The following is a 26,289-nucleotide window of genomic DNA, read 5'->3' on the forward strand; positions in this document are numbered from 1 at the left end:
GCCGATGGCAGCGATCGATCTCGACGCCTATGTGAAGGGTGTGCTCGACGGAAAGCGGGCGATCGTGGCCCGCGCGATCACGCTCGTCGAGTCCACCCGCGCCCAGCACCGGGCGCTGGCACAGGAGTTGCTGACACAGCTCCTGCCGCACAGCGGCCGGGCGCGGCGGATCGGCGTGAGCGGGGTGCCGGGTGTCGGCAAGTCGACGTTCATCGACGCGTTCGGCACGCTGCTGACCTCGCTGGGCCACCGGGTCGCCGTCCTCGCCGTGGACCCGTCCTCGACCCGTACCGGCGGCTCCATCCTGGGCGACAAGACGAGGATGGAACGCCTGTCGGTGGACCCGGCGGCCTTCGTGCGCCCCTCCCCCAGCGCGGGCACGCTCGGCGGGGTCGCGAAGGCGACGCGCGAGTCGATGGTGGTCATGGAGGCGGCGGGCTACGACGTGGTCCTCGTGGAGACCGTCGGCGTGGGCCAGTCGGAGACCGCGGTGGCCGACATGGTCGACTCCTTCCTCCTGCTGACCCTGGCCCGCACCGGCGACCAGCTGCAGGGCATCAAGAAGGGCGTCCTGGAGCTGGCCGACGTGATCGCCGTCAACAAGGCGGACGGCCCGCACGAGCGGGACGCGAAGGCGGCCGCCCGCGAACTGGCGGGCGCGCTGCGGCTGATGCACGGCAAGGACGCCTTCTGGACTGCGCCGGTGCTCAGTTGCAGCGCCCGGGACTCGACCGGCCTGGAACTGGTCTGGGAGCGCCTCGAACAGCACCGTGCGCTGCTCGACTCCGCCGGCCGGCTGACCGCCAAGCGGCGCGACCAGCAGGTCGGCTGGACCTGGGCGATGGTCCGCGACGAACTCCTCGACCGCCTGCACACCGCCCCGGCGGTACGTGAGGTGGCCCCGGACCTCGAACGGCAGGTCAGGCAGGGGGAGTTGACCGCGACGCTGGCTGCGGAACGCATCCTGGCGGCGTTCGAGGGACGTACACCTCCTGGGGCCGGGGCTTGAAAGAGGCGAGGCCCCGGCCCTTGATGACACGGTCGGTCTCCTCGCGCCAGTAGCTCGGCGAGGGATCGATCTCTGCGAGGAGGCTGCCGCGACCAGTGCGTTTCCACGCCAGGCTGAAGGCGGTCTCCGCCTTGTCGCCATGGAGGCGGACCTCGCGCCGTGCTCGCGGTGGTCTTCAGGAAGGTGCCCTGCACACGAGGCAGGTTGTCGGCGAACGTGACGTACAGGATGCGCCTGGTGGTGCGCTCGGCCAGATATACCGCGCGATGCAGGCCGACCACCGTCTTGCCGGTTCCCGCCGGCCCGCTGATGCGCGCCGGTCCCGACCAGCTGCGACGCACGAGCGCCACCTGGCCGGGGCGCAGGAAGGTCATCTGGCGTCTCGTACCCGGGGAAGACCCGCTCCAGGAGGTCTGCTCCTCACGGTTCTCGCCTCCGGCACTGAGACAGCCGCCCGAAGTCTCCGGGGGCCGCACGCCGGTTCTTGACGTCCAGGCGGACGGGCTGGAATGGCTGGAGTGGGCCGATGAGCATGCGGCACGGCTCGACCCGCTCCACGGCCCGTTGAGTACTCCACCGGATCCGCCGGCCGGACGCGAGGCTCTGCGTGAGTTGTCGAAGGTCGATCCCTACGCCTGTCCGGTGGCCGTTCGACGCCGACGGCCACCGGACACTTCCCGAGGACCAGCCGACCGGCCGACCATGCTGGTACCGAGCGTCGGCCCCGGCAGGTCCGGCCGCACCCACGAGCCCAGCACCGAGGGCTGCCCCGGGTCCGGTCCCGAAGGCGCAGCCGGAGGCCGAGGAGCGGCCGCCGCAGCCGCCCGCCGAGCCTGAGGCTCTCCTTGGTTTGGAACCGTGACGGACGTGCCCGCCGTGTCCATGAAGACGACCTGTCGTACCGCGACGTCGCACGCCGGCCAGCGCGCGAGCACGTCGGCGCGGGACCGGTGGTCGACGCCGACGACCGGGCGGTCGGCGGGAGTGTCCGAGTCAGACTAGTGGTGCATGCGGCCGATGGCGGAGTGCTGCGACGCAGGTCCCGGAAACAGGGCCCGGATGGCCCCTTGGGACAGGGACGGCACCGGACCGAAGGTGGAGCCGTGACACCCGTATCTGCGCGTCGGTACCCCGTAGCCAGGGTCAGTCTGTCGGTGCGTGTCGGCCTCTCGGGGCCGGGCGCGGCGTGGGCGCGGCCCGCTGTGGGAGCGGACAGGGACACGAGAGGCGGTCGGTGATCGTGACCACTGTCGCGGCGCGGCCGGTGACTGCGGGGTGTGCCGCCACAGCCGCGGCCCGGCCCACTGCGGGGGTGCTTCGCGATCTGGGGGTGACCGGCGACGGTCTGTCGTCGGACGAGGCGGAACAGCGGCTGAGGCGCTGGGGGCCCAACGCGGTTCACTCGCACCGGGCCCGGGCCTGGCTCGTCGTGTGGCACCAGCTACGGTCCCCGCTTCTGGGCCTGCTGCTGGCCGCCGCCGTCATCTCCTACTTCGCCGGTGAGCGCAGCGATGCCCTGATCATCGGGGTGATCGTGGCGCTGTCCGTCGGCCTCGGCTTCCTCAACGAGTACCGGGCAGAGAAGACCGCCCAGTCACTGCACGCGAAGATCCGCCACCGGGCGGTCGTGCTGCGCGACGGCCGTCCGCAGGAGGTGGAGGTCACCCGCCTGGTTCCGGGCGATGTGGTGGAGTTGCGGCTGGGCGACATCGTCCCCGCCGATCTGCGGCTGCTTCAGGCCACGGGACTGGAGTGCAGCGAGTCGGTACTGACCGGCGAGTCGCTGCCGGTCGCCAAAGACACCGCCCCTGTGCCGGCCGGCACGGCGCTCGCGGAGCTGTCCGGATGCGCCCTGATGGGTACCGTGGTGCACTCTGGAAGCGGGCGTGGGGTGGTGGTCGCCACCGGTGCCGAGGCCGAATTCGGAAAAATCGCCGCCGGGCTGAGCGGCCACCAGCTGGAGACCGAGTTCCAGGTGGGGCTGCGCCGGTTCTCGATGCTGCTGGTGTACGTCGCCGGGGCACTGACCACGTCGATCTTCGTCATCAACGTCGCACTGCACAAACCGCTGATCGACGCGCTGCTGTTCTCCCTGGCCATCGCGGTCGGCATCACTCCGCAGCTGCTGCCCGCCGTGGTCTCGACCAGCCTGGCCGCGGGCTCCCGGCGAATGAGCCGACGCAAGGTGCTGGTCAAGCGCCTGGTGTGCATTGAGGACCTCGGCGACGTCGACGTGCTGTTCACCGACAAGACCGGGACGCTGACGCATGGCCGCATCGACTTCATGCGCGCCGTGCCCGTCGGCGGCACGTCGCCGGAGGAGGCGCTGCACCTCGGGCTGCTGTGCACCGAGACGCAGGTGGACGACCAGGGCCGGCCGGTGGGCGGCAACCCGCTCGACGAGGCCCTGTGGGACTCCCCCGCCGCCTTCCAGCGCTCGGCACTCTGCGGCTTCAAGCGCATCGGCGTCCTGCCCTTCGACCACGACCGGCGGATGGTCTCCGTCATGGTCACCGACCCCGACGGCGCGACCACGCTGATCACCAAAGGCGCCCCCGAGGCGGTGCTGGAACGCTGCGTGGAGGTGCCCGAGGCGGCACGTCAGGCGTTGGATGCCGAGTTCGCCGCCGCCAACCGCGTCGTGGCCGTGGCGACCCGTCCCGCCCAGGCCACCCCCACCCTCACAGCCGCCGACGAGCACGACCTCCGCCTGGCCGGTCTGCTGGTCTTCCTCGATCCGCCCAAACCCGACGCCGCCGAGGCACTGGGACGGCTGGACGCGCTGGGCATCACGGTGAAGATCGTCACCGGGGACAACCCCGCGGTGGCCGCCAAGGTCTGCCACGACCTGGGGCTGAATGACGTCGGCATCCTGACCGGGACCGACCTGGACACCATGGACGACGAGCAGCTCACCGCCGCCCTCCGGCACACCACCGTGTTCGCCCGGGTCAGCCCGGAGCACAAGGCCCGCATCGTCCGCAGCCAGCGGCGGACCGGCGGCGATGTCGCCTTCCTCGGCGACGGCGTCAACGACGCCCTCGCACTCCACGCCGCCGACGTGGGAATCTCGGTGGATTCAGCCACCGACGTGGCCAAGGACGCGGCCGACGTGATCCTTCTGGAGAAGGACCTCGGGGTCCTGGCGGACGGCGTCGCCGAGGGGCGGCGGATCTTCGCCAACACCATCAAGTACGTGCTGATGGGTACGTCCAGCAACTTCGGCAACATGTTCAGCGCGGCCGGCGCCTCCCTGTTCCTGCCGTTCCTGCCGATGCTGCCCTCTCAGATCCTGCTCAACAACCTTCTGTACGACAGCAGCCAGCTCACCATCCCCACCGACGAGGTCGACGAGGAGCAGGTGCGCCGCCCGGCGCACTGGGACATCGCCTTCATCCGGCGCTTCATGGTGTGCTTCGGACCGATCAGCTCGCTGTTCGACTTCGTGACCTTCGCGGTGATGCTGTGGGTCTTCCACGCCGGCCCGGCACAGTTCCACACCGGCTGGTTCGTGGAGTCCCTCGCCACGCAGACCCTGGTGATCTTCGCCATCCGGACCCGCCGCATCCCCTTCTGGCGCAGCCACCCCAGCCTTCCGCTGGCGTCGACCGCGCTGGGAGTCGTCGCCCTCGGCACCGTCCTTCCGGCCACTCCACTGGCCCATGTCCTCGGCTTCCGGCTCCTTCCGACCGGTTTCTTCGCCGCAGTGGCCGCCATGGTCGCCGTCTACCTTGTCCTCGTCGAGATCGGCAAGCGGATCTTCTACCGGACCGCGCGTGCACCGGCCCGGCCCCGACCAGCCCTCGGCCACCGGCACCTGCGCCGCCGCGCAGCCCGGTTCAGCACCACCACCCGACTGCGGCAACCGAGATCCATCGGTCGTCTGCCCGCGAGCAGACCGCACACGACCGGCGGGGTCGGGTGAGCTGCCCGGGCGTAGCGTTCCGCCTCCCCCAGTGCTGCCTGACGCTATGCGTCGCGTCAGGTGATGCGGGTTGCGAGTTCGGCGGCGGAACACTGCACCGTCGTTGGCTTCTCTTGCCCGGCGGTGGAGCGTCGGAGCCGGTCGGCAAGAGGGGCGAATGCGACAGGAGGTATGTGCTTCCGGTCAGTTAGGGCCGGGGGCCATCAAGGAGGCGCATCGTTTCTCCACAAGCGAAAGCACGTTCGCCATGCGTTTACCTATCGTCTGTCTCTCGTTCCGGTTCTTCGGGGCCTTCCAGCGTCCGTACCTACAGGGAGTGCAGTCATGGAGTCGTTACGGCATCTCGCCGCCCACTTCGGGCTCGACCTCGCCGCCGTCGGCGTGCTGACCTTCGCCATCTACTATCCGCGCCACCGTCGGCGCGACCTCGTGCCGGCCTATCTCGCCCTGAACACCGGCCTCTTCACCGTCGTCACCGCCCTCGCCGAGGTGCGCGGCGGCGGGGGAGCGGCCCTGGGCTTCGGTCTCTTCGGCGTGCTCTCGATCGTCAGACTCCGCTCCGACGCCGTGCAACACCAAGAAGTCGCCTACTACTTCACCACCCTGGTCCTCGGCCTGCTCTGCGGACTGCCGAGGCTGCCGTTCGCGCTCACCGCCGGGCTGTGTGCCACCCTGCTCCTCATCGTCTGGGCAGCCGACAGCCCCCGCCTCCTCGCCGGCACCCGGCGCGCCGTCGTCACCCTCGACGCCGTCCACGAGGACCCGGCCGTCCTCCACGCCGACCTCGTACGGCGCCTGGGTGAGCCCCTCCACTGGACAGTCATGGAAGTCGACTTCGTCCGGGACCTCACCGTCGTCGACGTCCGCTACCGCGAGAGCGCAGCGGCCCCGGCCGGCCGGGGCTCCGCGCCCGCCGCCGGACCCGCCCCCCGGACCACGCCCGCCTGGGAAACCGCATGACCACCGCACCGGTCCGCGCCGCCGCCGCGGTCCGCGCCATCGGCGACGCCGCCCACGGCGCCGGCCCCGTCTCGCTCGACGAGCTCAACGAACGGGCATCCCTCCTCGCCCGCTTCGACCACAGCTACCTCGTGCCCGCGGACACCTTCCTGCGCGTCGTCGGCCGGCTCACCCACCCGCACCGGCCCGGGGGCCCCTACCGCGCCCTCGCCATCGACGGCCGGCGTGCCTTCCGCTACCACTCCGTCTACTACGACACCCCCGAGCTCCGCTCCTTCCACGACCACCGGCAGGGCCGCCGACGCCGCTTCAAGATCCGGGAACGGGTCTACGAGGACACAGGAGAGCGGCAGTTCGAGATCAAGCTCAAGGGGCCGCGCGGCGACACCGTCAAACGCCGATGCCCGCTGACCGGAGCTGACACCCCGCTCGGCCCCGACTGCCGGGGATTCCTCACCGACACCCTGCGTACCGCGTACGGCATCGGTGCTCCGGCGGCCCTTGAACCGTCCTTGAGTACCGACTACATGCGCGCCACCTTCGTGGCCGACGGCGAGCGCATCACCTGCGACGCAGCACTGGTCTGCCACGACCTGCGCATCGGACGCACCGTGCGGTGTACGGACGACCTCGTGCTCGTCGAGACCAAGACCACCGGGCATCTCACCGAAGCGGACCGCCTGTTGCACGCCCACGGGATACGCCCCGCCGTCTTCACCAAGTACTGCAGCGCCTTCGCCGCATTGCGTCCCGCACTACCCGCCAACCGATGGCGTCGCACCGCCCGCCGCGCTTTCGGTGCGGCGGCTCCGGAGCCGACGTGCTGAACGGCCGGTGGAAGCCCGGCGGCGGGAAACGCCCGCCGCCGGGATAGCCCTGCGGCCGGGAGGCGATGTGCGTCCTCCCGGCCGGACACCGGGGCCCTGCCGGGCGGATCTTCGCTCGTGGGTGCGCCCGGTGTGGCATGGCTGACGCCGGTGAGGGGCGCGGGGCTATTGCATCACGATTGGGGAGTTTCCACCTCAATTTCCGATCGGTTATGCAGCCTTGCAGCTGATACTCGCCGCCTTCTAGGGTAGGCAGGCCGTGGTGTTCGGGAAGACCGGTGACAGCCCCAGGGGCTCAGTCCGGAGCGGCCCTCGCCACTGTGATCGGGGAGTTCCCGCCCCATGCATTGCCACTGGCCTCACGGCCGGGAAGGCAGGGGCGGGCGCGATGACCCGTCAGCCAGGAGACCGGCCACGGCAGCACGAAGCTGATCCACGAGGTGCTGGAGCGAACCGTATGACCGTGTCCCCTGGCGTGCCCGAAACCGCCGCCGTCCCGTCCTTTCGCTGGCGCCGCGAGGACACCGTCCGAACCGCGGGCCTGCTGGCCGTGATCGTCGCTCTGCACGTGGTCGCCTTCGGGATTCTGTTCCTCCTCGTGGTCCCGCGTCACTATGAGGTCGGGTCCAAGGCGTTCGGGGTCGGCTTGGGCATCACGGCCTACACCCTCGGCATGCGGCACGCCTTCGACGCCGACCACATCGCCGCGATCGACAACACCACCCGCAAGCTCATGGCCGACGGCAAGCGGCCCGTGTCGGTGGGCTTCTGGTTCGCGCTCGGGCACTCCAGCGTGGTGGTCGTCATGGCCGTGCTGGTGGCCGGGGGCGCCAAGCTGGCCGGCACCCTGATGAACGACGGCTCCCGGACCCACCAGGTCCTCGGCACCGTCGGCACCACGGTCTCCGGCGGCTTCCTGTACCTCATCGCCGCTCTCAACCTCGTCGCCCTGTTCGGCATCCGGCGCGTCTTCAAGGCCATGCGCGCCGGACGCTACGACGAGGCGGAACTGGAAGCCCACCTGGACTCGCGCGGCTTCATGAACCGCATCCTGGGCCGGCTCACCAAGTCGATCCGCCGACCGGGCCAGATGTTCCCTCTCGGCTTCGTCTTCGGCATCGGCTTCGACACCACGACCGAGGTCCTGCTCCTCGCCCTGGCCGGCAACGGCGCCGCAGCCGGCCTCCCCTGGTACGCGGTCCTGTGCCTGCCCCTCCTCTTCGCGGCCGGCATGAGCCTGTTCGACACCCTCGACGGCACGTTCATGAACTTCGCCTACCAGTGGGCGTTCTCGAACCCCGTTCGCAAGGTGTTCTACAACCTCACGATCACCGGGCTGTCCATCGCGGTGGCCTTCTTCGTCGGGACGATCGAACTGGTCGGCGTTCTGCATGACAAGCTCGGCTTGAGTGATGACATCACCGGCTGGATCGCGAGCCTGGACCTGGACAACGTCGGCTATGTGATCGTCGGCCTGTTCGTTGTCGTCTGGGCCGTGGCCATCGCCTACTGGCGTCTGGCCAAGGTGGAGGAGCGCTGGAGCGCCCGCGCCGCGGACGCCGGCTGACGGCTCGTGGCCGTCGCTGCGACGCCCGCCTGATCAGTTGTGCTCGAAGTGGCTGGGCCTGCCGTCGCGTTGGACAAGCCGGCCCAGCCGAGCCGCCGTCGCCCGGGGCACGAGCGTCCAGGTGCCGTCGGCGCGGTGGAGTGCGGCGGAGTGCCAGGGGGTGGTCCAGGCGTCGGGGGCGTCAAGGAGGCGGATACCGAATTTCGGTGCGCCGACGGGTTGCGGGTGGATCGAGAGGCGCACGGCGTGGGGGTGGTGCTCGGCGATCAGGTCGCCCCAGGCGCGGCTGCGCTGGATGACGCCGTAGGCGCGTTGTCGGCAGGCGCGCTGCAGGGCGGAGCGGGTGCCGGTCCAGTCGGCGGTGTCCTCGACGAGGAAGCGCGTGATGCCCCGGTAGAGGGCGAGGGTCTGGTCGTCGGTACGGGCCTCGGCACGCAGAGCGTCCAGCGTGGGGGCGTGGCGGTCGTGGACGTGGGCGCGTTTCGTGTCGTGCGGGAGGTCGCCGAGGATGTCGCGCAGGTCGAAGACGGACAGTCTGTCCAGGCCCAGTTGAGCTATCTGTATGCGTAGGTCGTCGGCGTACGCGTCGATGTGGTGGTCGGGGACGTGGATGAGGTCACCGAAGACGTGGCCGTCGGAGCAGATGATCACCCGGGCGCCGGGCGGGTAGATCCGCTCGATCTCGGTGCACAGGGTGTTCAGGAACGTCAGGGAGAGGCGTTCGCCCTGGTCGGGGAGGTGACCGAGGACCTTGGCGGGGTTGGGGGACTTACAGGGGAAGGCGGGCAGGGTGAGGACGACCGGGGCGCCCTCGTGTACGAAGTCGGCGATGCGGCGCAGCTGATGGGGGAACGCTTCCGCAGGGGCGGGAACGGGAGCCGGATCGGTCGTGCGGTGATGCGGCAGGAGCAGGTTGAGGATCTCGGTGCCGATGCGGGTGGGGAGGGCGTCTGACGCGGTCGTCAGGTGCATGTCGTTCCTCCTGGAGTACGAGGGCATGTCGACATGGCGCCGTGGCGGGAGTGCACGCCAGGCGCCAGTGGTCAGCGGGTGTGGGTCAGCCGAGGCCGGTCCGGCCGGTGTGGCCGGGCCCGGTCAGCGATACGTCGATGTCAGAAGCGTCGGTCGTAGCCCACGGGCAGGCTGTTCGTCCCGCGACCGAGGACGGCGGGGATCCACTCGATGTCCTCGACCCTGATGGCGAGATGCAGGCCGGGCAGCCTCGTGAGCAGGGTGCCCAGGGCGATCTGGAGTTCGGCGCGGGCGAGGGCTGCGCCGGGGCAGAAGTGGATGCCGTGGCCGAAGGCGAGGTGGGGGTTCGGGCTCCGGTCGAGGTCGAGGGTGTCGGGGTCGGGGAAGCGGCGCGGGTCACGGTTGGCGGCGCACAGGGACACGATCACGGAGTCGCCGGCCGGGACCTCGGTACCGTGCAGGTCGCTGTCCTTGTCGAAGAAGCGCCAGGTGGTCAGCTCGAAGGCACTGTCGTAACGGAGGAGTTCCTCGACCGCGCGCGGCAGCAGGTCCGGTTCGTCGCGGAGCCGGGCCAGTTGGTCCGGGTTACGGAAGAGCGCGATCAGAGCCGTGGTGATCTGGTTGGTGACCGGTTCCTGGCCCGCGACGAGGAGCTGGAAGATCATCGAGTCCAGCTCTTCCTGGGACAGTTCACGGCGGGCGTGGGCCATGACGAGGCGGCTGAGCAGGTCGTCGTCCCAGTGTTCGCGTTTGTGGGCGACGACGTCGGCGATGTAGCTCTGCAGGCCTTGCAACCGCGCCTCGTACAGCGGGCGTCCCGGGTCGGTGGGGCCGACCGGCTGGACGACCTTGCCCCAGTCGCGGTCGAAGCGAGCCGCCAGATCCTGGGGAAGCCCGATGACCTCCGCGAGTACCTGGAAGGGGAAGTGGGCGGCGAAGCCGGTGACGAGGTCGGCCGGGCCGGTTTCGGGCAGGGTGTCGATCAGCGCATCCGCCAGTTCCTGGAACCGAGGGCGCAGGCTCTCGATACGACGTGGAGTGAAGGCGTCGGTGACGAAGCGCCGCATACGCGTGTGCTTGGGCGGGTCCTGGTGGAGCAGGTGCATCTGGAGCTGCGAGTGCTGCGGCTCGGGCATGATCGAGGCACGGGCGCGCCAGCGGTCGTTGCCGCGGTCGTGGTTCTTGCCCAGGCGCTCGTCGTTCAGCGCGGCGTGGGCGGCGTCGTAGCCGGTAACGAGCCAGGCTTGCACGCCGCTGGGGAAGAGGACGCGGTGGACCGGGCCGGCCTCGCGCATCTGCTCGTACAGGGGGTAGGGGTCGGCCTTGTAGGGGCAGCCCATCAGCGGGACCGGGTCGGGCAGCAGCTCGGCCGGCGGCTCTTGGACGGTCATGAACGGGGCTCCTCAGAGGGCGAGTTCGGGGCGGTGGTGGTCCAGCCACAGGGCGAGGTCGACGACGCGTTCGAGGCGCAGGCGGTGGCCCCACTCCAGCCGGTCGGGCGGGGTGTCCAGGCAGGGCTTGATCCGGGTCTCGTCGGCCAGGGCGCGGACCTGTTCGAGGGCGAGCGCGTCGCGGGCCATGTCCTGCAGGCCGCGGTTGTAGTCGGGGTGGTGGGTGGCCGGGTAGTGGTTCTTGGGCCGGTACAGGACCGAGTCCGGGGCGAGGCTCGTGCCGACGGCGCGCAACAGGCTTTTCTCGCGGCCGTCGAAGCTCTTCAGCGCCCAGGGCGTGGAGAAGGCGTACTCGACGAGCCGGTGGTCGCAGTACGGAACGCGCACCTCCAGCCCTTGGGCCATGCTCAGCCGGTCCTTGCGGTGGAGGAGTTGGCGCAGCCAGCGGGTGAGGGACAGGTGCTGCATCTCGCGCTGCCGGTGCTCGGCGGGGCTCTCGCCGTCGATGTGCGGTACGGCGGCCAGCGCGCTGCGGTAGGTGTCGTCGCGGAACTCACCGATGCGCAGGTCGAGTTCGGGGTTGAGGGGCATGGCGGCCTCGTCGCCGGTGACCAGCAGCCAGGGGAAGGTCTGCGCGGCGAGCGCCTTGGGGTTGTGGAACCAGGGGTAGCCGCCGAACACCTCGTCGGCCGCCTCGCCGGACAGGGCGACGGTGGAGTGCCGCCGTATCTCGCCGAACAGCAGATAAAGAGAGGTGTCCATGTCGCCCACCCCGATCGGCGAGTCGCGCGCCACGACGACCGCCTTGCGGTGCTCGGGGTCGAGCAGAGCACGCGGGTCGAGGACGACGGTGCTGTGGTCGGTGCCGATGAAGGCTCCGGCCTCGGTGGCGTACGGGGTGTCGTGGCCGGTACGCAGGACGTCGCCGGTGAACTGTTCGGCCTGGTCGCTGTAGTCGACGGCGTACGAACGGATCCTCGCCTCCGCGCCCTCCCGCAGCCGTAGTTCGTCGGCGAGCAGCGCGGTCAGGACGGTGGAGTCGATGCCGCCGGAGAGCAGGCTGCACAGGGGGACGTCGGCCTCCAGCTGGCTGCGGGCCGCCGCGCCGACCAGCGCACGGATCCGCTCCACCGTCGTTTCCCGGTCGTCGCCGTGGTCCCTGGCCTCAAGCTGCCAGTAGCGGCGTTCGCGGATGCCGTCCCGGTCCAGGACCAGCAGCCCCCCGGGTTCAACCTCCCGTACCCCGGACCACACGGTCGGCCCGGTGTTGAACAGCAGGCTGTACGCCTCCCGCAGCCCGTCGGCAGCCACCCGGGGCCGGATCTCAGGGTGGGCGAACAGTGCCTTGGGCTCGGAGGCGAAGGCCAGGCCGCCGTCGACGAGCGCCCAGAACAACGGCTTCACGCCGAGCCGGTCACGCACCAGCAGCAGCCGCTGCGCCCGCTCGTCCCAGACGGCGAAGGCGAACATGCCCTCCAGGTGCTCGGCGACGTCCTCGCCCCACTCCGCGTAGGCCCGCAGCACCACCTCGGTGTCGCTGCGCGTGCGGAACACATGGCCCCGGCCACACAGCTCGGCCCGGAGTGCGTGGTGGTTGTAGACCTCGCCGCTGTAGGTGAGCACGATGTCCGGCTGCTCGGGACGATCCGGCATCGGCTGTACGCCGCCTTCGAGGTCGATGACGGCCAGGCGGCGATGGCCGATCGCTGCGCGTTCGCCGAGCCAGATCCCTCCGGCGTCGGGGCCGCGGGGCGTGAGGGTGGCGGTCATGGCCTCGATGACCGGGGCCTGGGTGCGGGCGTCGTGGTGGAAGCTCGCCCAGCCGGTGATTCCGCACATACGGGTGACTCCTTGCTCAACGATGGGCGGCGGACGCCGCGTCGGTGGTCTTCTCCGGCCCGGCGGCCGGGCGTCGGGCGGGCACTGCCAGCAGAGGTACGGCGAGGCAAGCGGCGGTGGCGGCCACGGCGAGCCCGGCGTGCACGCCGTCGGCAGGTCCGGCAAGGCCCCAGGCGGCGGTGGCCAGGGCTGGGCCCAGGGTGAAGCCGAGGCTGCGGGCGAGCTGGACGGTCGAGCCGACAGTCGCGGTCCGCTCCGGCGGGGCGGCACCCATGACCAGGACCTGGGTCGGGCCGCCGTTCAGGCCCATGCCGATACCGGCCAGCGCCAGCCGCCAGGCGACGTCCAGCGGTGACCAGTCGCCGCCCAGCGGAACGAGGAGGAGCAGGCCGGCGGCGGTGAGCGCGGCGCCGGTGACCGCTGTCAGCCGGGCGCCGACGGGGGTCCCCCCGCTCGAGCGGAGCCGGGAGTGGGGGAGGTCGGCGAGACGTCCGCCGAGCGGTCCGGCCAGGCCCATGCCGAGCGGGAAGGCGAGCACGGTGAGCCCGGTGGTCGTGGCGCTGACGCCGTCGTCGCGCTGGAGGTGCAGGGCGACGACGTAGTGCATGGCGGCGAAACCGGCCGCAAGCGCCAGTACCGCCGCGTGTGCCCGCAACAGCCCCGGGACACCCAGCACGCTGGTCACCGGACGCCCGCCCGGACCGCGCAGCCACCACCACAGCGGCGGTGCTGCTGCGAGCGCGAGCACCAGCCACGCCGGACGGTCCGAGGCCAGGGTCAGCGCCAGCAGCAGCGCCGTCACACCGGCGGCCACCAGGAGGGCGTCTGCTGCCGAGCGCCGGTCGGGCCGGCGCAGGGCGCCGTCCGGCGGCATCGCACGCCAGGCCACCACCAGGGCGAGCACGCAGAAGGGGATCTTGACGAGGAAGACGGCGTGCCAGCCCAGATGGTCCAGGAGCAGCCCGCCCACGGCCGGCCCGGTCACCGCCCCCAGCGGGCCCAGGGTCGCGGGCACGCTCATCGCCCGCCCTCGCTTTCCGGGCCGTACAGAACGCAGCGCGAGGACCGGCATCAGCACGAACAGCGCCGCCCCGAACGCGCCCTGCGCAATGCGGGCGGCTATCAGCCAGGCAGCCCAGGGAGCGGCGGCCGCCAGAGCGCTGCACAGGGCGAAGCCGGCGGTCGCGGCGAGTACGGCGGAGCGCGTCCCCACGCCGTCCAGCCAGCGTCCGACGGGCAACAGCAGTGCGACGACGGGAAGCTGGTAGCCCAGCACGGCCCACTGGGCGGTCGCTGCAGAGACGTGCAGGCCATCGGCGATGTCCGCCAGAGCCACGTTGACGATGTTCATGTCGAGCATCGCCACGAACGACAGCATGCCCGCCACGGCCACCAGCAGCCAGCGGTCCTCGCCGGCAGCGCCGTCGGGTATGTGCCCGGGCTGTTCCGCGCCGGGTCTGTGGTCTGTCACCTTTCCGCCCCTCACCTTCGTGGGCGGGCTGCCGGAAGGCAGCCTCGTCCCACAAGTCGGGAGGGATCGCGCGTGAGTTCCCGGACCTGTCCCAAAAAGCGTGACGGAAAGGCTGGAAGTTCCCCACCGTGTTCACGCGCCGGTGTGCGTCTCCACTGCCGCAGCCGGCTCCGCGTCGGCGGGTGCCCGGTGGTCGAAGGCGATCAAGGGATCCCCGGTGAGGGGGTGGTCGACCACGGCCGCGCGCACCCCGAACACCGCCGCCATCAGGGCGGGCGTGAGGACCCCGCGCGGCCGGCCGGAGGCGACGACGGATCCGGCGTGCAGGACGTGGAGGCGGTCGCAGACGGAGGCAGCCGCGTTGAGGTCGTGCAGCGACACCAGCGTGGTACGGCGCTGGGTACGCAGCAGGGCGAGCAGTTCGACCTGGTGGCGGATGTCGAGGTGATTGGTCGGCTCGTCGAGGACCAGGACGTCGGGGTCCTGGGCGAAGGCCCTGGCGAGCAGGACGCGTTGGCGTTCCCCTCCGGACAGGGCCGTGAACCGGCGACCCGCTTGGTCGTCCATGCCGACGTCGGCCAAGGCGCGGGCGACGATGTCCCGGTCGGCGGCGTCCTCACCGGCGAAGGCTCGCTTGTAGGGGGTGCGGCCCATGGCGACGACCTCGCGCACGCTCAGCTCGAAGTCGCTCCCGCGCTCCTGCGGGAGGGCCGCCACGTGTCGCGCTGACTGGACCGCGCTCAGCTCGCGCAGATCGGTGCCGGCCAGAAGTACTCGCCCGGCGGTGGGCTTCAGATGCCGGTAGACGGTGCGCAGGAGCGTGGACTTGCCGCTGCCGTTCGGCCCGACCAGTCCGGTGATCTCGCCCTCGGCGGCGATCAGGTGGGCGCCCGCGACGACCGTACGGCCGGCGTAGGCGACGTGCAGGTCCTCGATGTCGATCCTCAACTGCCGCTCCCCAGACGCCGGTCCAGCAGATACAGCAGGGCCGGAGCCCCGAGCAGCGAAGTGACCACGCCCACCGGCAGCTCCTGCGTGTCCATGGCCGTACGGCAGACGATGTCGACCACCACCAGCAGCACCGCCCCGAACAGGGCCGAGACCGGCAACAGGCGCCGGTGGTCACCGCCGACGACCAGGCGGCAGACGTGCGGCACCATCAGCGCGACAAAGGCGATCGCGCCGGAGACGGCGACCAGGACGCCGGTCAGCACGCTGGTGACGGTGAACAGTTCGCGGCGCAGCCGGGTGACGTCGATGCCGAGGCCGGCCGCCGTCTCGTCGCCCATCAGCAGGGCGTTCAGTGCGCGGGCGCGCGCCTGCAGCCAGAGCAGAGCGATGGGCACGGCGACGGCGGGGACCGCGAGCATCTGCCAGTTCGCTCCGCTGAGGCTGCCCATGAGCCAGAACAGCACGCTGTGCGTCTGCTGCTCGTCACCGGCCTGCAGCACCAGGTAGCTGGTGAAGCCGGAGAGGAACTGGCCGATCGCCACCCCGGCCAGCACCAGCCTGAGCGGTGCGAAGCCCCCGCCGCGCCGAGCGACCGCCCACACCAGCGCGAAGGTGGCCAGGGCCCCGGCGAAGGCCGCGCCGGACAGGCCAAGACCCAGCGCCCCGCCCGCCCCGACACCGAGCACGATCGCGGCGACCGCACCGAGGGAGGCTCCGTTGGAGATCCCCAGCAGATACGGGTCCGCCAGCGGGTTGCGCACCAGCGCCTGTACGGCCGTACCGACGACACCGAGCCCGGCGCCGACGAGAGCGGCGAGCAGGGCGCGCGGAACGCGAAGTTGCCAGATGATCAAGTCGTTCGTGCCGGGCCGCGGCGCCTCACCGGACAGTCTGCGCCACACCACGCCCCACACCTCGCCGGGCGGAATGGACGTCGAGCCCCAGGCCACCGCGGCCGTCAGCGCGGCCAGCAGCGCCACCGCGAGGACCACCGCCAGCGGTGTCGCGGGCAGACTGCGCTCTTCCGAAGCCGACGCTTTCCGGCGCACCAGCGTGGAGGGCATGGTCAGCCGACCTTGCCCGGGTAGAGAGCCTTGGCGATCTCCTCGACCGTGTCGGCGTTCTCGACTCCCGCGATGGTCGTCCGTTCGGAGCCGACGCGCAGGAGGTGGCCTTCCTTCACTGCCTTGAGGCCCTTGGTCGCCGCGTTGGACTTCAGCCACTGTTCGGCCTCGTCGAACGCCTTCTTGTTCGCCGCCTCGCTGCCCCGGTCGCGGACCCCGAGCTGGATCCAGTCGGGGTTCTTGGCGATCACGTCCTCCCAGCCGACCTGCTTGTAGTCGCCGTCGCAGTCCGCGAAGACGTTGCGGGCCCCGGCCAAGGTGATCACCGCGTTGGCGACCTGGCGGTTGCAAGTGACGGAGGGCTGCTTGGTGCCGGCGTCGTAGTCGAAGAAGAAGTACGTCGGCCGCTTGTTCTCCGCCGTGCCGCCGACCGCCTTCTGGACGGCGTCCACCTTCTCCTTCATCGCGGTGACGAGTTCCTTCGCCCGCGCGCTCGTGCCGGTGACCGCGCCGAGGGAGGTGATGTCGGCCTCGACGGCGGACAGGTCGGTGACGGGGTTCTTGCTCTGTGCGGCGCAGGCGGTGGACTTGAGGTAGATGTGCCTGATTCCGGCGGCCTGGAACTCCTCCGCCGTCGGCGCTTCCCCCATTCCTCCGCCGCCCATGCCGCCCATGGAGGCGAAGGTGTCGATGTACAGGTCGGCGCCGGAGCCGAGCAGCTTCTCCTTGGGGATGACGCTCTGGCTGAGTACCTTCACCTCCTGCGCCTGCGTGTCGAGCGTGCCGGGCAGGGTGCCCTTGCCCGGCGGAAAGCCGGTGCCGATCACCTTGTCGCCGGCGCCGAGGCGCAGCAGCAGTTCGAGGCTGGAGGCGTTGCTGGTGACGATCTTCTTCGGGGCGGCGGAGAAAGTGGTCTTGGCGCCCATGCAGTCGGTGACGGAGACCGGGTAGGCGCCCGAGACGGAGTCCTCGGCCTTCCCCGCGCCCTCGCTCGCCGTGTTCCTCTCCCCGGCGCCGCAGCCCGCCGCCAGCAAGCCGCCGAGCACAACGGCCGCCGCAGAGCCCCACACACGAGAACGCATCGAACAACTCCCGGATCCACTCGGTACGCGGGCGAACCTCCGTCACCCGCTCCAGAAGTCGGAGCGAACGCCACGCGAGTTCCCGTGAGTTCCCGGAAAGTCGGCGGCACGTCTCAGGAGAGCCGTTCCCAGGTGCTGACGAGGGTGTCGGTGCCGGGGTCTTCCCGGTCGGCACCGGCACCCTCGTGGAGCATCAGGCCGCCAGCGCGGCGGGCCGCTCCTCCCTCACTGCCTAATCGGCGTGGGAGGTGCCCCCACCGTCGAGCAGGTCCATCAGGGTCGCCCGGGCGCGGGCCACGCGGGAGCGGACCGCGCCGACCGGGCAGTCGCTGACCTCGGCGGCCTCCGCATAGGGCAGGCCGAGCAGCTGCGTGAGGACGAACGCCTCCCGCCGGTCATCGGGCAGTGAGGCCAGCAGATCGAGCAGGGCGATGCCGTCGTCGAAACCGGGCAGGTCGCACGGCTGGGCCAGCTCGATGGCCACACGCCAGTCCGGTACGTCGGACTGACGTGGCCGGGCTGCGGCGTACCGGTAGCTGTCGATCACCGCGCGGCGGGCGATGGACAGCAGCCAGGCCCGGGCCGAGGAACGCCCCTCGAACCGGTGCAGGCTGCCGAGTGCCCGCAGGAACGTGTCCTGTGCCAGATCGTCCGCAGCCTGGGGATCGCCGCACAGGTGGGTGACGTAGCGCTGGACGTCGCGGTGCAGGGCGCCCACGAACTGCTCGACCGCGTCCGCGTCACCGCTTCGGGCGGCCAGCGCCCATGCGGTGATCGATTCGTCGAGTGCTGCCGCTTTGTCGCTTTTGGCGCGCGAGGCGGGCAGGGCAGAGGTAATCACCTGGAGTCCTTCTAGGGTCAACCGTGATCCGGGCCAGGGCGCGCCGAAGCGCGCGGTCCGGTGAAAGTGGGAGAGACGGCCCTACGTCGTCGCTGTGGCGCTACAGCGCCTGTGCGGTCGTACGGCCGTGGCCCGAGGCGCAGACGGGCAGCCTCGGGAAACCAGCTGTCCTCAGACGACAGCCGTCCCCGCGGGCGGACCCCGAGAAGTGATCGCGTGGCCGAGAAGGAGCAGACGCGGCGCCCGGTCCGAGCGACGGCGCCGCAGGTGGACGCGCGGGCGGTCCGGGGTGACGGGCGAAGCGAACAGGAGTCGCAGTGGCGCCGCCAGCCATCCGGCCACCGCCCGCAGGATCCGGAAGGCGGCCTTCTCGCCGTACGCCAGCCACAACCCGCACAGCAGCGCGGCGAGCAGGTGAGCGGCGAGCATGCCGAACGACGACGAGCCGCCGTCCATGGAGTGCCCCATGTGTCCCGCGTGGTCCATGTGGCTCATGCCCGTGTGCCCCATGCCCATGGAGCCCATGGAGCCCATGCCGCTCGCGTCCACGGAGGCCGAACCGCCGGATGCCGACTGCGCGTAGGAGAACGCCTCGTGCAGCACGGCCTGGGCGGCGACCACGGCCGTCACGATCAACGGCAGCCCGCGCTCACGCACCGCCAGACACCAGCCGACGGCACCGGTCACGGCCACGCCTGCGGCCAACGCCCACGCGGGCACGTCGCTCCCGGACATCAGGACGTGGCCCAGGGCGGCGAGCAGCACACAGACGGCCGCGAACACCGCAGCCCGTATCGTGCGAGCACACCACCCTGCAGTCATGGCGCCTCATCCTCGCATCCGGGCTTCGGCCGTCATGCGTGGGTACGGAAATCCACCGGGCACCACACTCAATACCCAGCCTGTGATCCAGACCACGACGCCACACCGGAACTGACGAGGGTTCCTGCCCGACATCTCTTCGGGGGCAGCTGATCAGGAGACTCCGTCGCCGGAGCGGATCACCACCGCGATCGTCCTGACCGGCGCGCTGCGCTCGAAGTGCAGCGTGAACGGCACCAGGTCACCCGCCTGCCACCCCGCCCGCGCCCGCAGGGTCAGGTCCACACCGTGCGGGGACATGGACAGCTCGCCACCGGCGGGGACGGTGACCGATTTCACGTCGGCCTTGTACGCGGCCCCGCTGCCGGTGGTGCCGTGACGGCTGAGGGTGATCTCGCCGCGCGTGTCGGTGGACGTCACCTTCACCAGCCGGTCGTCCGCGCCGCCGAGGTTGGAGACGTCGAAGAACGCCGCGGTCTCCGTGCTGCCGCCGTAGGGCAGGAAGACCCGTCCGGACGTGACGGCGATCCGCGCCGGGCTACCCGCCTTCCCGGCCCCGACCCAGGTGGTCAGGCCACCCAGGGCGAGACTGCACGCGGCCACGGGCACGGCCGCGGCGAGCAGCGCGTCGGTCAGCCGGCGGCGCGACGGCCGCCAGAGGTTCTGCACGGTCATCGGGTACGCCTCCGGGCGGACGAGGGCTGCCAGGCGCGCAGCCGCAGGCTGTTGCCGACCACCAGCAGCGAGCTGGCCGACATCGCGGCCGCGGCGAGCATCGGGTTGAGCAGGCCGACCATGGCGAGCGGCACGGTGACGGCGTTGTAGCCGAACGCCCACACCAGGTTGGAGCGGATGGTGCCCAGCGTGCGCCGGGCCAGCCGGACCGCGTCCGCGAGGGCCTCGATGTCGCCGCGCACCAGCGTCACGTCGGCGGCTCCGATGGCCACGTCGGTGCCGCTGCCCATGGCGATGCCGAGGTCGGCACCGGCGAGGGCGGCGGCGTCGTTGACACCGTCGCCGATGACCGCGACCCGGTAGCCCTGCTCCTGCAACTCCCGTACGAGGCCGGCCTTTCCCTCGGGGGTGCAGCGGGCACGCACCTCGTCGATGCCCAGGCCCGACGCCACGGCCCGCGCGGGCGCTTCCCGGTCACCCGTGGCGAGCACCGGTCGGACGCCGAGCCGCCGCAGGCGGTCCACGGCACGGTAGCTTCCGGGGCGTACGACGTCACCGACCTCGATCAGGGCCTCGGCCACGCCGTCGACGCGGACCAGGACGGGTGTGTGGGCGGCGGCCTCAGCCCTGGACATGGCGTCCGCGAGGACCGCGGGCAAGTCATCGTCCGGCACGAGGACTTCGACCAGGCGGCCTTCGACCCGACCGCGAACCCCCTGCCCCGGTGTGGCGCCGAACCCGGTCACGTCCGGCGTCGGCTGTCCCTGCGCGGCCCGCCCGGCATACGCGGCGATGGCCCGGCCCAGCGGATGCTCCGAGCCCCGCTCGACCGCGCCCGCCAGCCGCAACGCCGCTTCCTTCCCGAGCCCGCCGGGCACAGCGGTGACCCGGGCGACGCTCATGCGGCCGGACGTGAGGGTGCCGGTCTTGTCCAATACGACCGCGTCGATGTGCTGCAGCCCCTCCAGAGCCTGCGGTCCGCTGACCAGAACGCCCAACTGGGCGCCCCGGCCGGTCGCGGCCATCAGCGCGGTCGGGGTCGCCAGGCCGAGCGCGCAGGGACAGGCGACGACGAGGACCGCCACGCACGCGGTGACGGCCGCCTGCGGGTCGGCTCCCGCACCGAGCCAGAAGCCGAGCGCCGTGACGGCCAGCGCCAGCACGACGGGTACGAAGACACCGGCCACCGAGTCGGCCAGCCGCTGCGCCCGCGCCTTGCCCGCCTGCGCCTCGGTGACCAGGCGGGTGATCCGGGCGAGCTGGGTGTCGGCGCCGACGGCGGTGGCCCGTACGAGCAACAGGCCGCCGGTGTTGACGGCCCCGCCGACCACGGCCGAACCCGCACCCACCTCAACCGGCTCGCTCTCACCGGTAACCAGGGACAGGTCCACGGCTGAGGTGCCCTCCACGACCTCGCCGTCGGTGGCGACCCTCTCTCCGGGCCGTACGACGAAGACCTGTCCGGCACCCAACTGCTCGATAGGAAGCAGCCGTTCGGTGCCGTCCTCGCGGACGGAGACTTCCTTGGCGGCGAGCTGGGCGAGCGACCTCAGCGCCGCCCCCGTCCCGCGCCGGGCACGCGCTTCCAGGAAGCGGCCGGCCAGGACGAACAGCGGTACGCCCACAGCCGCTTCGAGGTAGATGTGCGCGGCGCCGTCCGAGGCCGAGGGCACGAGGGTGAACGGCATCCGCATCCCGGGCTCACCGGCACCGCCGAGCAAGAGCGCGTACACCGACCAGGAGAAAGAGGCCACCACGCCCAGCGACACCAGGGTGTCCATGGTCGCCGCCGAGTGCCGCAGCCCGCGTACCGCCCGTAGATGGAAGGGAAGGGCACCCCACACCGCGACGGGCGCCGCGAGCATGAAGCACAGCCACTGCCAGTTCCGGAACTGAAGGCCGGGCACCATCGACAGCACCAGCACGGGCAGCGCGAGCAGCGCGGTGATCACCAGCCGGTCGCGCTCCTGCCGGGCGCCCTCGCCCTCGGCGTCGTCCTCGCGCTTCTGCTTCTTGGGCGGCTCAGGCAGGGCAGCCGTATAACCCGCCTTCTCGACGGCCGCGACGAGGTCCGCCGGACTGATCTCCGCCGGATGGCTCACCCGGGCGCGGCCGGTGGCCAGATTGACGGTCGCCGTGACCCCGTCCAGCTTGCCGAGCTTCTTCTCGACCCGCCTCACGCAGGCCGCACAGGTCATACCGCCGACGGTCAGGTCGGTCGCGACGAGGGTGCCTACGGATTCCGCTCCCATCAGTGGCCTCCCCCGTGCATGTCGCCCATGTCGTCGACGCCTCCGCCTGCACTGCCGTCGCCGCCAGGCCGTACGCCGGTGCCGTGCATACCGGGGGCGACGGGTCCGGCGGCGGCACCGACGGCGTACGACACCGCGAACATCAGCGCCAGCAGGAGAAGGAACCCGCAGAGGGCAGGTGGTGGGATCAGCTTCGGCAGCACCGCACCCGCGTTGGAGGAGGATTGCCGGGATTCGTCCATCAGCCGCGTCTCCGATCACGTCGTACGGCGCCGGTCTGATCGAGCCGTACCGCTTCAGGAGTCGGGCCACCGGACGCCCGAGTTCCGGAGCACACCCATGGCACACGTCACATAACAAACAGCCATTCTTCGCGCGCCGACGGACAGGGCATCACCTGACAGAGGCAGCCAAGTGCGCCAAGTCTCGCCGTCAACGCGGAACTCACCACTCCGCTCATCCGACCGCTGGCATCACACCCGTACGCCGCCTCGGTGCGCTCAGGAGCAGCCGCCATGTCCATCGAACCGCCCATCACGACGGATCGACGCGGTCCACCGCGATCTGCACCCGAGCGGAACCGGCCGCCTGTACAGCGAGTTCGCCGCGAGCTGGCTGTGGGTGATCACGGGCGGAGGACTGGTGCCGTTGTTCAGCCGGCGGCGCGCCCCGCCGAACGGTGCGCGGCACCACGGGACGACGGCGCGCCCTGACCCTGCACGGCACGGTGGGCGCGTGGGCGGCAGCCACGGGGACACGGCTCCATGACGGGCATGGACATGGGCGGCAAGCGGCATCGGCGCACACCCCGGCATCCTGTTCGGCCTCGCCCCGCAGATCGCGCTGGCCGTCCTCGCCTACTGCGTCCCGTTGCTCGGCATCCCGCTCGCCGCCTCCCTCGCCATGGGCATCCTCATCGGCGCCATCGCCCGCCGCCGCACCGGACGCCCACCCGCCTGAACCTCGATCCGCGAGGGCACATCCATGCAGTGCCTGGCGTAACCGTGAGTCGAGCGTCCGTGCCGCCTCAAAGGAAAAGCCGACTGATCCGAGCCCGCCTCCTGATAGGCGCCCACCACCTGCACCGCAGACCGCCTGACACCCCATCAGAATACGCGTCAAATGAGCGTCATTTCGGCGTCAGGATCTCGCCGGTAACGTCCACACCGCACATCATGCACACGAGCAAAACCTGGACCAGGATCCGGTCGGCCTCCTGGCCGATGTTGCCGCCCCGTCCCGGCGGATGAGGACGGCTCTTCCCGGATGACGAGGGCGGAGTCCCCCTCGGGGGGAAGGGAGGCTCACGAAGGCCGAAGTTGGTCGAAGCTAGAGGTCAAGCCCCAGCTGATCGGCGAAGAAGGCCAGCATGTCCGCGAACAGCGCGGTCCGGCGGGAGGCTGCCCGGGCGCCGTGCCCGGCGCCGCGCTCCAGGCGGAAGAGCACGGGCCTGCCGCTGCCGGTGGCGTCCTGCAGGGCCGCGCACATCTTGCGTGCGTGCAGCGGATCGACCCGGCTGTCGCCGTCGAACACCGCGAACATCACGGCGGGGTAGCCGGTTCCCACCCGGACGTGGTGGTACGGCGAGTAGGACAGCAGCCGGCGGAGCTGTTCGGGGTCGGCGGCGGAGCCGTACTCGCCCACCCAACTCGGGCCCAGCCCGGACAGTTCGTAGCGGGCCATGTCCAGCAGGGGTGCCATGCAGACCACCGCCGCGCAGCTCTCGGGCCACTGGGTGAGGGCGGCGCCGACCAGCAGGCCGCCGTTGGAGGCACCCCAGATGCCGAGCTGATCCGGGGTGGTCCAGCCCGCGCTGACCAGGTGACCGGCGGCGGCGTGGAAGTCGTCGAAGGTGTTCTGCTTGCGGTCCAGCATCCCGGCGCGGTGCCACTCCTCACCCTCCTCGCCGCCGCCCCGCAGGTTGGCCACCGCGTACACCCCGCCGGCCCGGACCCAGGCGATGGCCTCCGGCGAGTACACCGGGGCCAGCGACTGGCCGAAGCCGCCGTAGCCGGTGAGCAGCGTCGGCCGCGGCCGGTCGGGCGTCCCGCGCCGGGCGATGACGAACATCCGCACGGCGGTGCCATCCTGGGAGTGGTAGGTCAACTGGCTCGTCCGGAGATCCGGTTCGGGCACGGCCGGCGTGGTGCCGGGAACCGGCCAGTGGTCCAGAGCGCCGGTCCGGGCGTCGTACCGCAGGACCGTGGGCGGGGTACCGAAGGTGCTGAAGACGAACCAGGCCTGGTGTGCGTCCCGGGGGGCGACCCTGATCCTTCCGACGGTGCCGCACGGCGGGAGCGGAACGTGGCGGATCAGGCGGCCGTCGGCGAGGTCGTGCACGGTGAGTTCGCCCACCGCGTGCCGGGTGCGGGCCACCAGCGTCACCGGCCGGGCGAGTTCGGGCCCGTCGAGGACCGCGAAGTCCTCCAGGACGGCCTGCGGGTCCTCCGGGATCAGGTCGGTCCAGGTCTCCGGGCCGGGGTTGCCCGGCGTGGTGGTGACCACCCGGCCGCGCCGCGCGCCCAGGTCGGTGCTGAGCCGGCAGACGTCGTCCGGCGCGGTGCCGGGCCGCAGTTGCAGCAGAGACCGGGCGTCGAGACCCTCCTGCACGGTGCGCAGCAGCGGCCGGTGCGGCGGGCCCTCGGTCAGGTCGGCGATCCAGAGGTCCCGGCGGGGTGACGTACCGGCGGCGGCACTGACGGTCAGCCAGCGGCCGTCGGCGGAGATCCGCACGGCGTAGTGCTGGGTCTTCTCCCGTCCCGAGCCGAACACCACCGGGTCCTGGTCCGGGTCGGCGCCGATCAGATGGAGCCGGACCCGGCGGTGGTACTGAACCTCGCCCGGGTTGAGCGCGGGGTGCAGCCGGCGGACGTAGTAGAAGCCGCTGCCGTCGGGCAGCCAGGCCACCGTGGTGCGGCGCACCCGGTCGATCGGCCCGTCGACCGGACGGCCCGAGTCCACGTCCAGGACCAGGAGGCTGGAGTCCTCGGTACCGCCGCGCGCCAGCTGGTACGCGAGTAGCCGGCCGTCCCAGGACGGTTCCCACTCCTCCAGGGTGGTGGTGCCGGCCGGATCGGCCGCCCCCGGATCGACCAGGACCCGCACCGCTCCGGACGGCTCGACGACGACCAGCTCGGGATGCTCGGCGCCGGGCCGCGAGCGGGTGAGGAACAGCCGGTCTCCCACCGGGCGCGGGGCCGAGCGGGCGCCGAGCCGCTCGGACAGTTCGGCGAGCCGCATCCCGGCGCTCTCGCGCGCCCGCCAGCCGTCGGCGGCGGACCGGTACGCCGACTCCTGCTTCTCCGTCCACTCCAGGACGGCCGGGGCGTTCGGGTCCTCAAGCCAGCGGTAGCGGTCGTCAGTCATCCTTGGCTTCCTCGGAGTCGGCGGAGTGGGCGACCACGGCCGGGTCCGGCGCCGGCTCGGGTCCGGCGGCGGCGAGCCGGCGGGTCGCCTGCAACGGGATCCAGCCGCCCACGGTGACGGCCCCGGTGAGCACCGCGAGCACCACCCAGGCGCGGGAGCCGCCCAGAGCCTGGAACAGCGAGCCGGCCGCGACCGGGCCGAGGGCGGCCAGCCCGTTCAGGAGCAGGCTGATGGTGGCGCTCACCCTGCCCATCAGGTGCCGCGGGGTCCGTCCGAACATGGCCTGTCCGACGACCACTCCCGCTGCCGGGGAGAGCGTCATCAGGAGGGTGAGCAGCACGGCGACCAGGGCTGGCCGGAAGTCCACGGCGAACACGGCCAGTACGGCCGTCCAGCCGGCGCCGATCCCGAGCAGGATGGCCGGCACGCTCAGCCGTTCGACCAGCCAGGGAGCCAGCAGCGAGCCGATGATGCCGCCCACCCCGGCGCAGGACAGGACGGGTCCGATCGCCGAGCCGGACAGTCCGGCGCCACGCAGTTCCAGGATGACCGTCACGTCGAGGGCGGCCGAGACCAGGTTGATCGCCGCGGCGTACGCCAGGACGGTGAACAGCTCGCGCTGGCCCAGCAGCCAGCGCAGACCCGCGGTCACCCCCCGGTCTTCGCCGCGCGGACCCGGCGCGGTGGGCGGCACGGTGATACGCCAGACCAGCAGCGCCGAGACGGCGTAGGACAGCGCGTCGACGATGAAGGGCAGCATCCGGTCGGCCGCGTACAGCGCGCCGCCGGTGGCCGGGCCGGCCAGGTTCACCGCGGCCAGGACGGCCTGGCCGAGCCCGAGCGCTCCGGGCAGGTCCGCCGGGTCGACGATGTCGCGGATCAGCACGGTGTTCGCGGGCCCGAACATCGCGGTGGCCAGCCCTTCCACGGCGGCCACCGCCAGGAGTTGGGCGTAGTGCGGCGGCCCCCAGAGGGCGACGAGCGGGATGCTGGCCAGGGCCAGGAAGCGCACCAGGTCGGTCGCCAGCATCACCCGGCGCCGGTTCCAGCGGTCGATGAGGGTGCCGGCCGGCAGGCGGAAGCCGAGCCTGGTCGCCAGGGAGACGGTGGCGACAGAGCCCGCCTGCACCGCGTTGCCGCCGAGGCCCAGCACCAGCAGCGGGTAGGCGAGGGTCGACAGCGCCGAACCGAAGTTGGAGACCACGTCGGCGAGGAAGGACTTCCGGTAGTCCTTGTTGGTGCGCAGCACCCCGGCCAGCACTGTTCCTCCCCTCG

At 71.5% G+C, this 26,289-nt stretch carries 19 protein-coding genes, 1 pseudogene and 1 riboswitch; of the genes and pseudogenes, 6 read left to right on the forward strand and 14 right to left on the reverse strand.

Features of this window, described 5'->3' with window-relative positions; all coding sequences use genetic code 11:
* The first annotated feature begins 4 nt into the window (after positions 1 to 4).
* From meaB to nicT, 5 genes are all read left to right on the forward strand, one after another.
* Positions 5 to 1,009 carry a methylmalonyl Co-A mutase-associated GTPase MeaB gene (gene meaB / locus M878_RS59570; protein WP_023546025.1) on the forward strand — a complete coding sequence of 335 codons (1,005 nt, stop codon included), beginning with the start codon at positions 5 to 7 and terminating at the stop codon, positions 1,007 to 1,009.
* A gap of 1,312 nt (positions 1,010 to 2,321) precedes the next feature.
* Positions 2,322 to 4,934 carry a magnesium-translocating P-type ATPase gene (mgtA, locus tag M878_RS59575; RefSeq protein WP_245238073.1) on the forward strand — a complete coding sequence of 871 codons (2,613 nt, stop codon included), beginning with the start codon at positions 2,322 to 2,324 and terminating at the stop codon, positions 4,932 to 4,934.
* Between the two features lie 324 nt (positions 4,935 to 5,258).
* The gene (locus M878_RS59580; protein WP_023546027.1) at positions 5,259 to 5,894 is read left to right on the forward strand and encodes a DUF4956 domain-containing protein; all 636 of its coding nucleotides are present in this window, start codon (positions 5,259 to 5,261) and stop codon (positions 5,892 to 5,894) included.
* Positions 5,891 to 6,721, forward strand: a complete 831-nt coding sequence (locus M878_RS59585) for a VTC domain-containing protein (RefSeq protein ID WP_023546028.1) — start codon at positions 5,891 to 5,893, stop codon at positions 6,719 to 6,721. Before M878_RS59580 ends, M878_RS59585 begins: the two co-directional genes overlap by 4 nt.
* Positions 6,722 to 6,964: 243 nt before the next feature.
* Positions 6,965 to 7,152: riboswitch (cobalamin riboswitch) on the forward strand.
* A 26-nt stretch (positions 7,153 to 7,178) separates the two neighbouring features.
* Positions 7,179 to 8,288, forward strand: coding sequence for a Nickel transporter NicT (nicT, locus tag M878_RS59590; RefSeq protein WP_023546029.1), 1,110 nt, complete (start codon positions 7,179 to 7,181; stop codon positions 8,286 to 8,288).
* A 33-nt stretch (positions 8,289 to 8,321) separates the two neighbouring features.
* Here nicT and M878_RS59595 read toward each other — a convergent pair whose 3' ends face one another.
* From M878_RS59595 to M878_RS59650, 12 genes are all read right to left on the reverse strand, one after another.
* Entirely contained in the window at positions 8,322 to 9,260 is a 939-nt protein-coding gene (locus M878_RS59595) for an L-tyrosine/L-tryptophan isonitrile synthase family protein (protein WP_023546030.1), read from the reverse strand.
* Between the two features lie 140 nt (positions 9,261 to 9,400).
* On the reverse strand, positions 9,401 to 10,651 hold the full coding sequence (locus tag M878_RS59600) for a cytochrome P450 family protein (RefSeq protein ID WP_023546031.1): 1,251 nt from the start codon (positions 10,649 to 10,651) through the stop codon (positions 9,401 to 9,403).
* Between the two features lie 12 nt (positions 10,652 to 10,663).
* Positions 10,664 to 12,490 (reverse strand): asparagine synthase (glutamine-hydrolyzing), encoded by a 1,827-nt coding sequence (gene asnB, locus M878_RS59605; RefSeq protein ID WP_023546032.1) that lies wholly within the window; start codon positions 12,488 to 12,490, stop codon positions 10,664 to 10,666.
* A gap of 16 nt (positions 12,491 to 12,506) precedes the next feature.
* Entirely contained in the window at positions 12,507 to 13,961 is a 1,455-nt protein-coding gene (locus M878_RS59610) for an MFS transporter (RefSeq protein ID WP_023546033.1), read from the reverse strand.
* Between the two features lie 132 nt (positions 13,962 to 14,093).
* Positions 14,094 to 14,909: an ABC transporter ATP-binding protein gene (locus M878_RS59615; RefSeq protein WP_023546034.1), complete on the reverse strand. Its 816-nt coding sequence runs from the start codon at positions 14,907 to 14,909 to the stop codon at positions 14,094 to 14,096.
* Positions 14,906 to 15,976, reverse strand: a complete 1,071-nt coding sequence (locus M878_RS59620; protein WP_023546035.1) for a FecCD family ABC transporter permease — start codon at positions 15,974 to 15,976, stop codon at positions 14,906 to 14,908. The genes M878_RS59615 and M878_RS59620 overlap by 4 nt, the downstream gene beginning before the upstream one ends.
* 2 nt (positions 15,977 to 15,978) lie before the next feature.
* Positions 15,979 to 17,058, reverse strand: a complete 1,080-nt coding sequence (locus tag M878_RS59625; protein WP_031224625.1) for an ABC transporter substrate-binding protein — start codon at positions 17,056 to 17,058, stop codon at positions 15,979 to 15,981.
* Positions 17,059 to 17,290: 232 nt separating this feature from the next.
* Positions 17,291 to 17,899, reverse strand: a complete 609-nt coding sequence (locus M878_RS59630; protein WP_023546037.1) for a sigma-70 family RNA polymerase sigma factor — start codon at positions 17,897 to 17,899, stop codon at positions 17,291 to 17,293.
* A 171-nt stretch (positions 17,900 to 18,070) separates the two neighbouring features.
* The gene (locus tag M878_RS59635; protein WP_031224626.1) at positions 18,071 to 18,721 is read right to left on the reverse strand and encodes a hypothetical protein; all 651 of its coding nucleotides are present in this window, start codon (positions 18,719 to 18,721) and stop codon (positions 18,071 to 18,073) included.
* Between the two features lie 153 nt (positions 18,722 to 18,874).
* Positions 18,875 to 19,396 (reverse strand): copper chaperone PCu(A)C, encoded by a 522-nt coding sequence (locus M878_RS59640; RefSeq protein ID WP_023546039.1) that lies wholly within the window; start codon positions 19,394 to 19,396, stop codon positions 18,875 to 18,877.
* Positions 19,393 to 21,648, reverse strand: a complete 2,256-nt coding sequence (locus M878_RS59645) for a heavy metal translocating P-type ATPase (RefSeq protein WP_023546040.1) — start codon at positions 21,646 to 21,648, stop codon at positions 19,393 to 19,395. Before M878_RS59645 ends, M878_RS59640 begins: the two co-directional genes overlap by 4 nt.
* On the reverse strand, positions 21,648 to 21,890 hold the full coding sequence (locus M878_RS59650) for a hypothetical protein (protein ID WP_023546041.1): 243 nt from the start codon (positions 21,888 to 21,890) through the stop codon (positions 21,648 to 21,650). Before M878_RS59650 ends, M878_RS59645 begins: the two co-directional genes overlap by 1 nt.
* A gap of 172 nt (positions 21,891 to 22,062) precedes the next feature.
* Here M878_RS59650 and M878_RS000000101385 point away from each other — a divergent pair.
* A pseudogene (locus M878_RS000000101385) lies at positions 22,063 to 22,396 on the forward strand (PepSY-associated TM helix domain-containing protein); the annotation flags it as partial.
* A gap of 581 nt (positions 22,397 to 22,977) precedes the next feature.
* Here the strand turns inward: M878_RS000000101385 and M878_RS59660 are convergent.
* Together M878_RS59660 and M878_RS59665 are read right to left on the reverse strand one after the other, a co-directional pair.
* Positions 22,978 to 25,014, reverse strand: a complete 2,037-nt coding sequence (locus M878_RS59660; RefSeq protein WP_023546043.1) for a prolyl oligopeptidase family serine peptidase — start codon at positions 25,012 to 25,014, stop codon at positions 22,978 to 22,980.
* Complete coding sequence (locus tag M878_RS59665) at positions 25,007 to 26,275, reverse strand: MFS transporter (protein ID WP_023546044.1); 1,269 nt, start codon at positions 26,273 to 26,275, stop codon at positions 25,007 to 25,009. The genes M878_RS59660 and M878_RS59665 overlap by 8 nt, the downstream gene beginning before the upstream one ends.
* Positions 26,276 to 26,289: the final 14 nt, after the last annotated feature.

Origin of the sequence: Streptomyces roseochromogenus subsp. oscitans DS 12.976 (assembly GCF_000497445.1) — a bacterium.
GTDB lineage: Bacteria > Actinomycetota > Actinomycetes > Streptomycetales > Streptomycetaceae > Streptomyces > Streptomyces oscitans.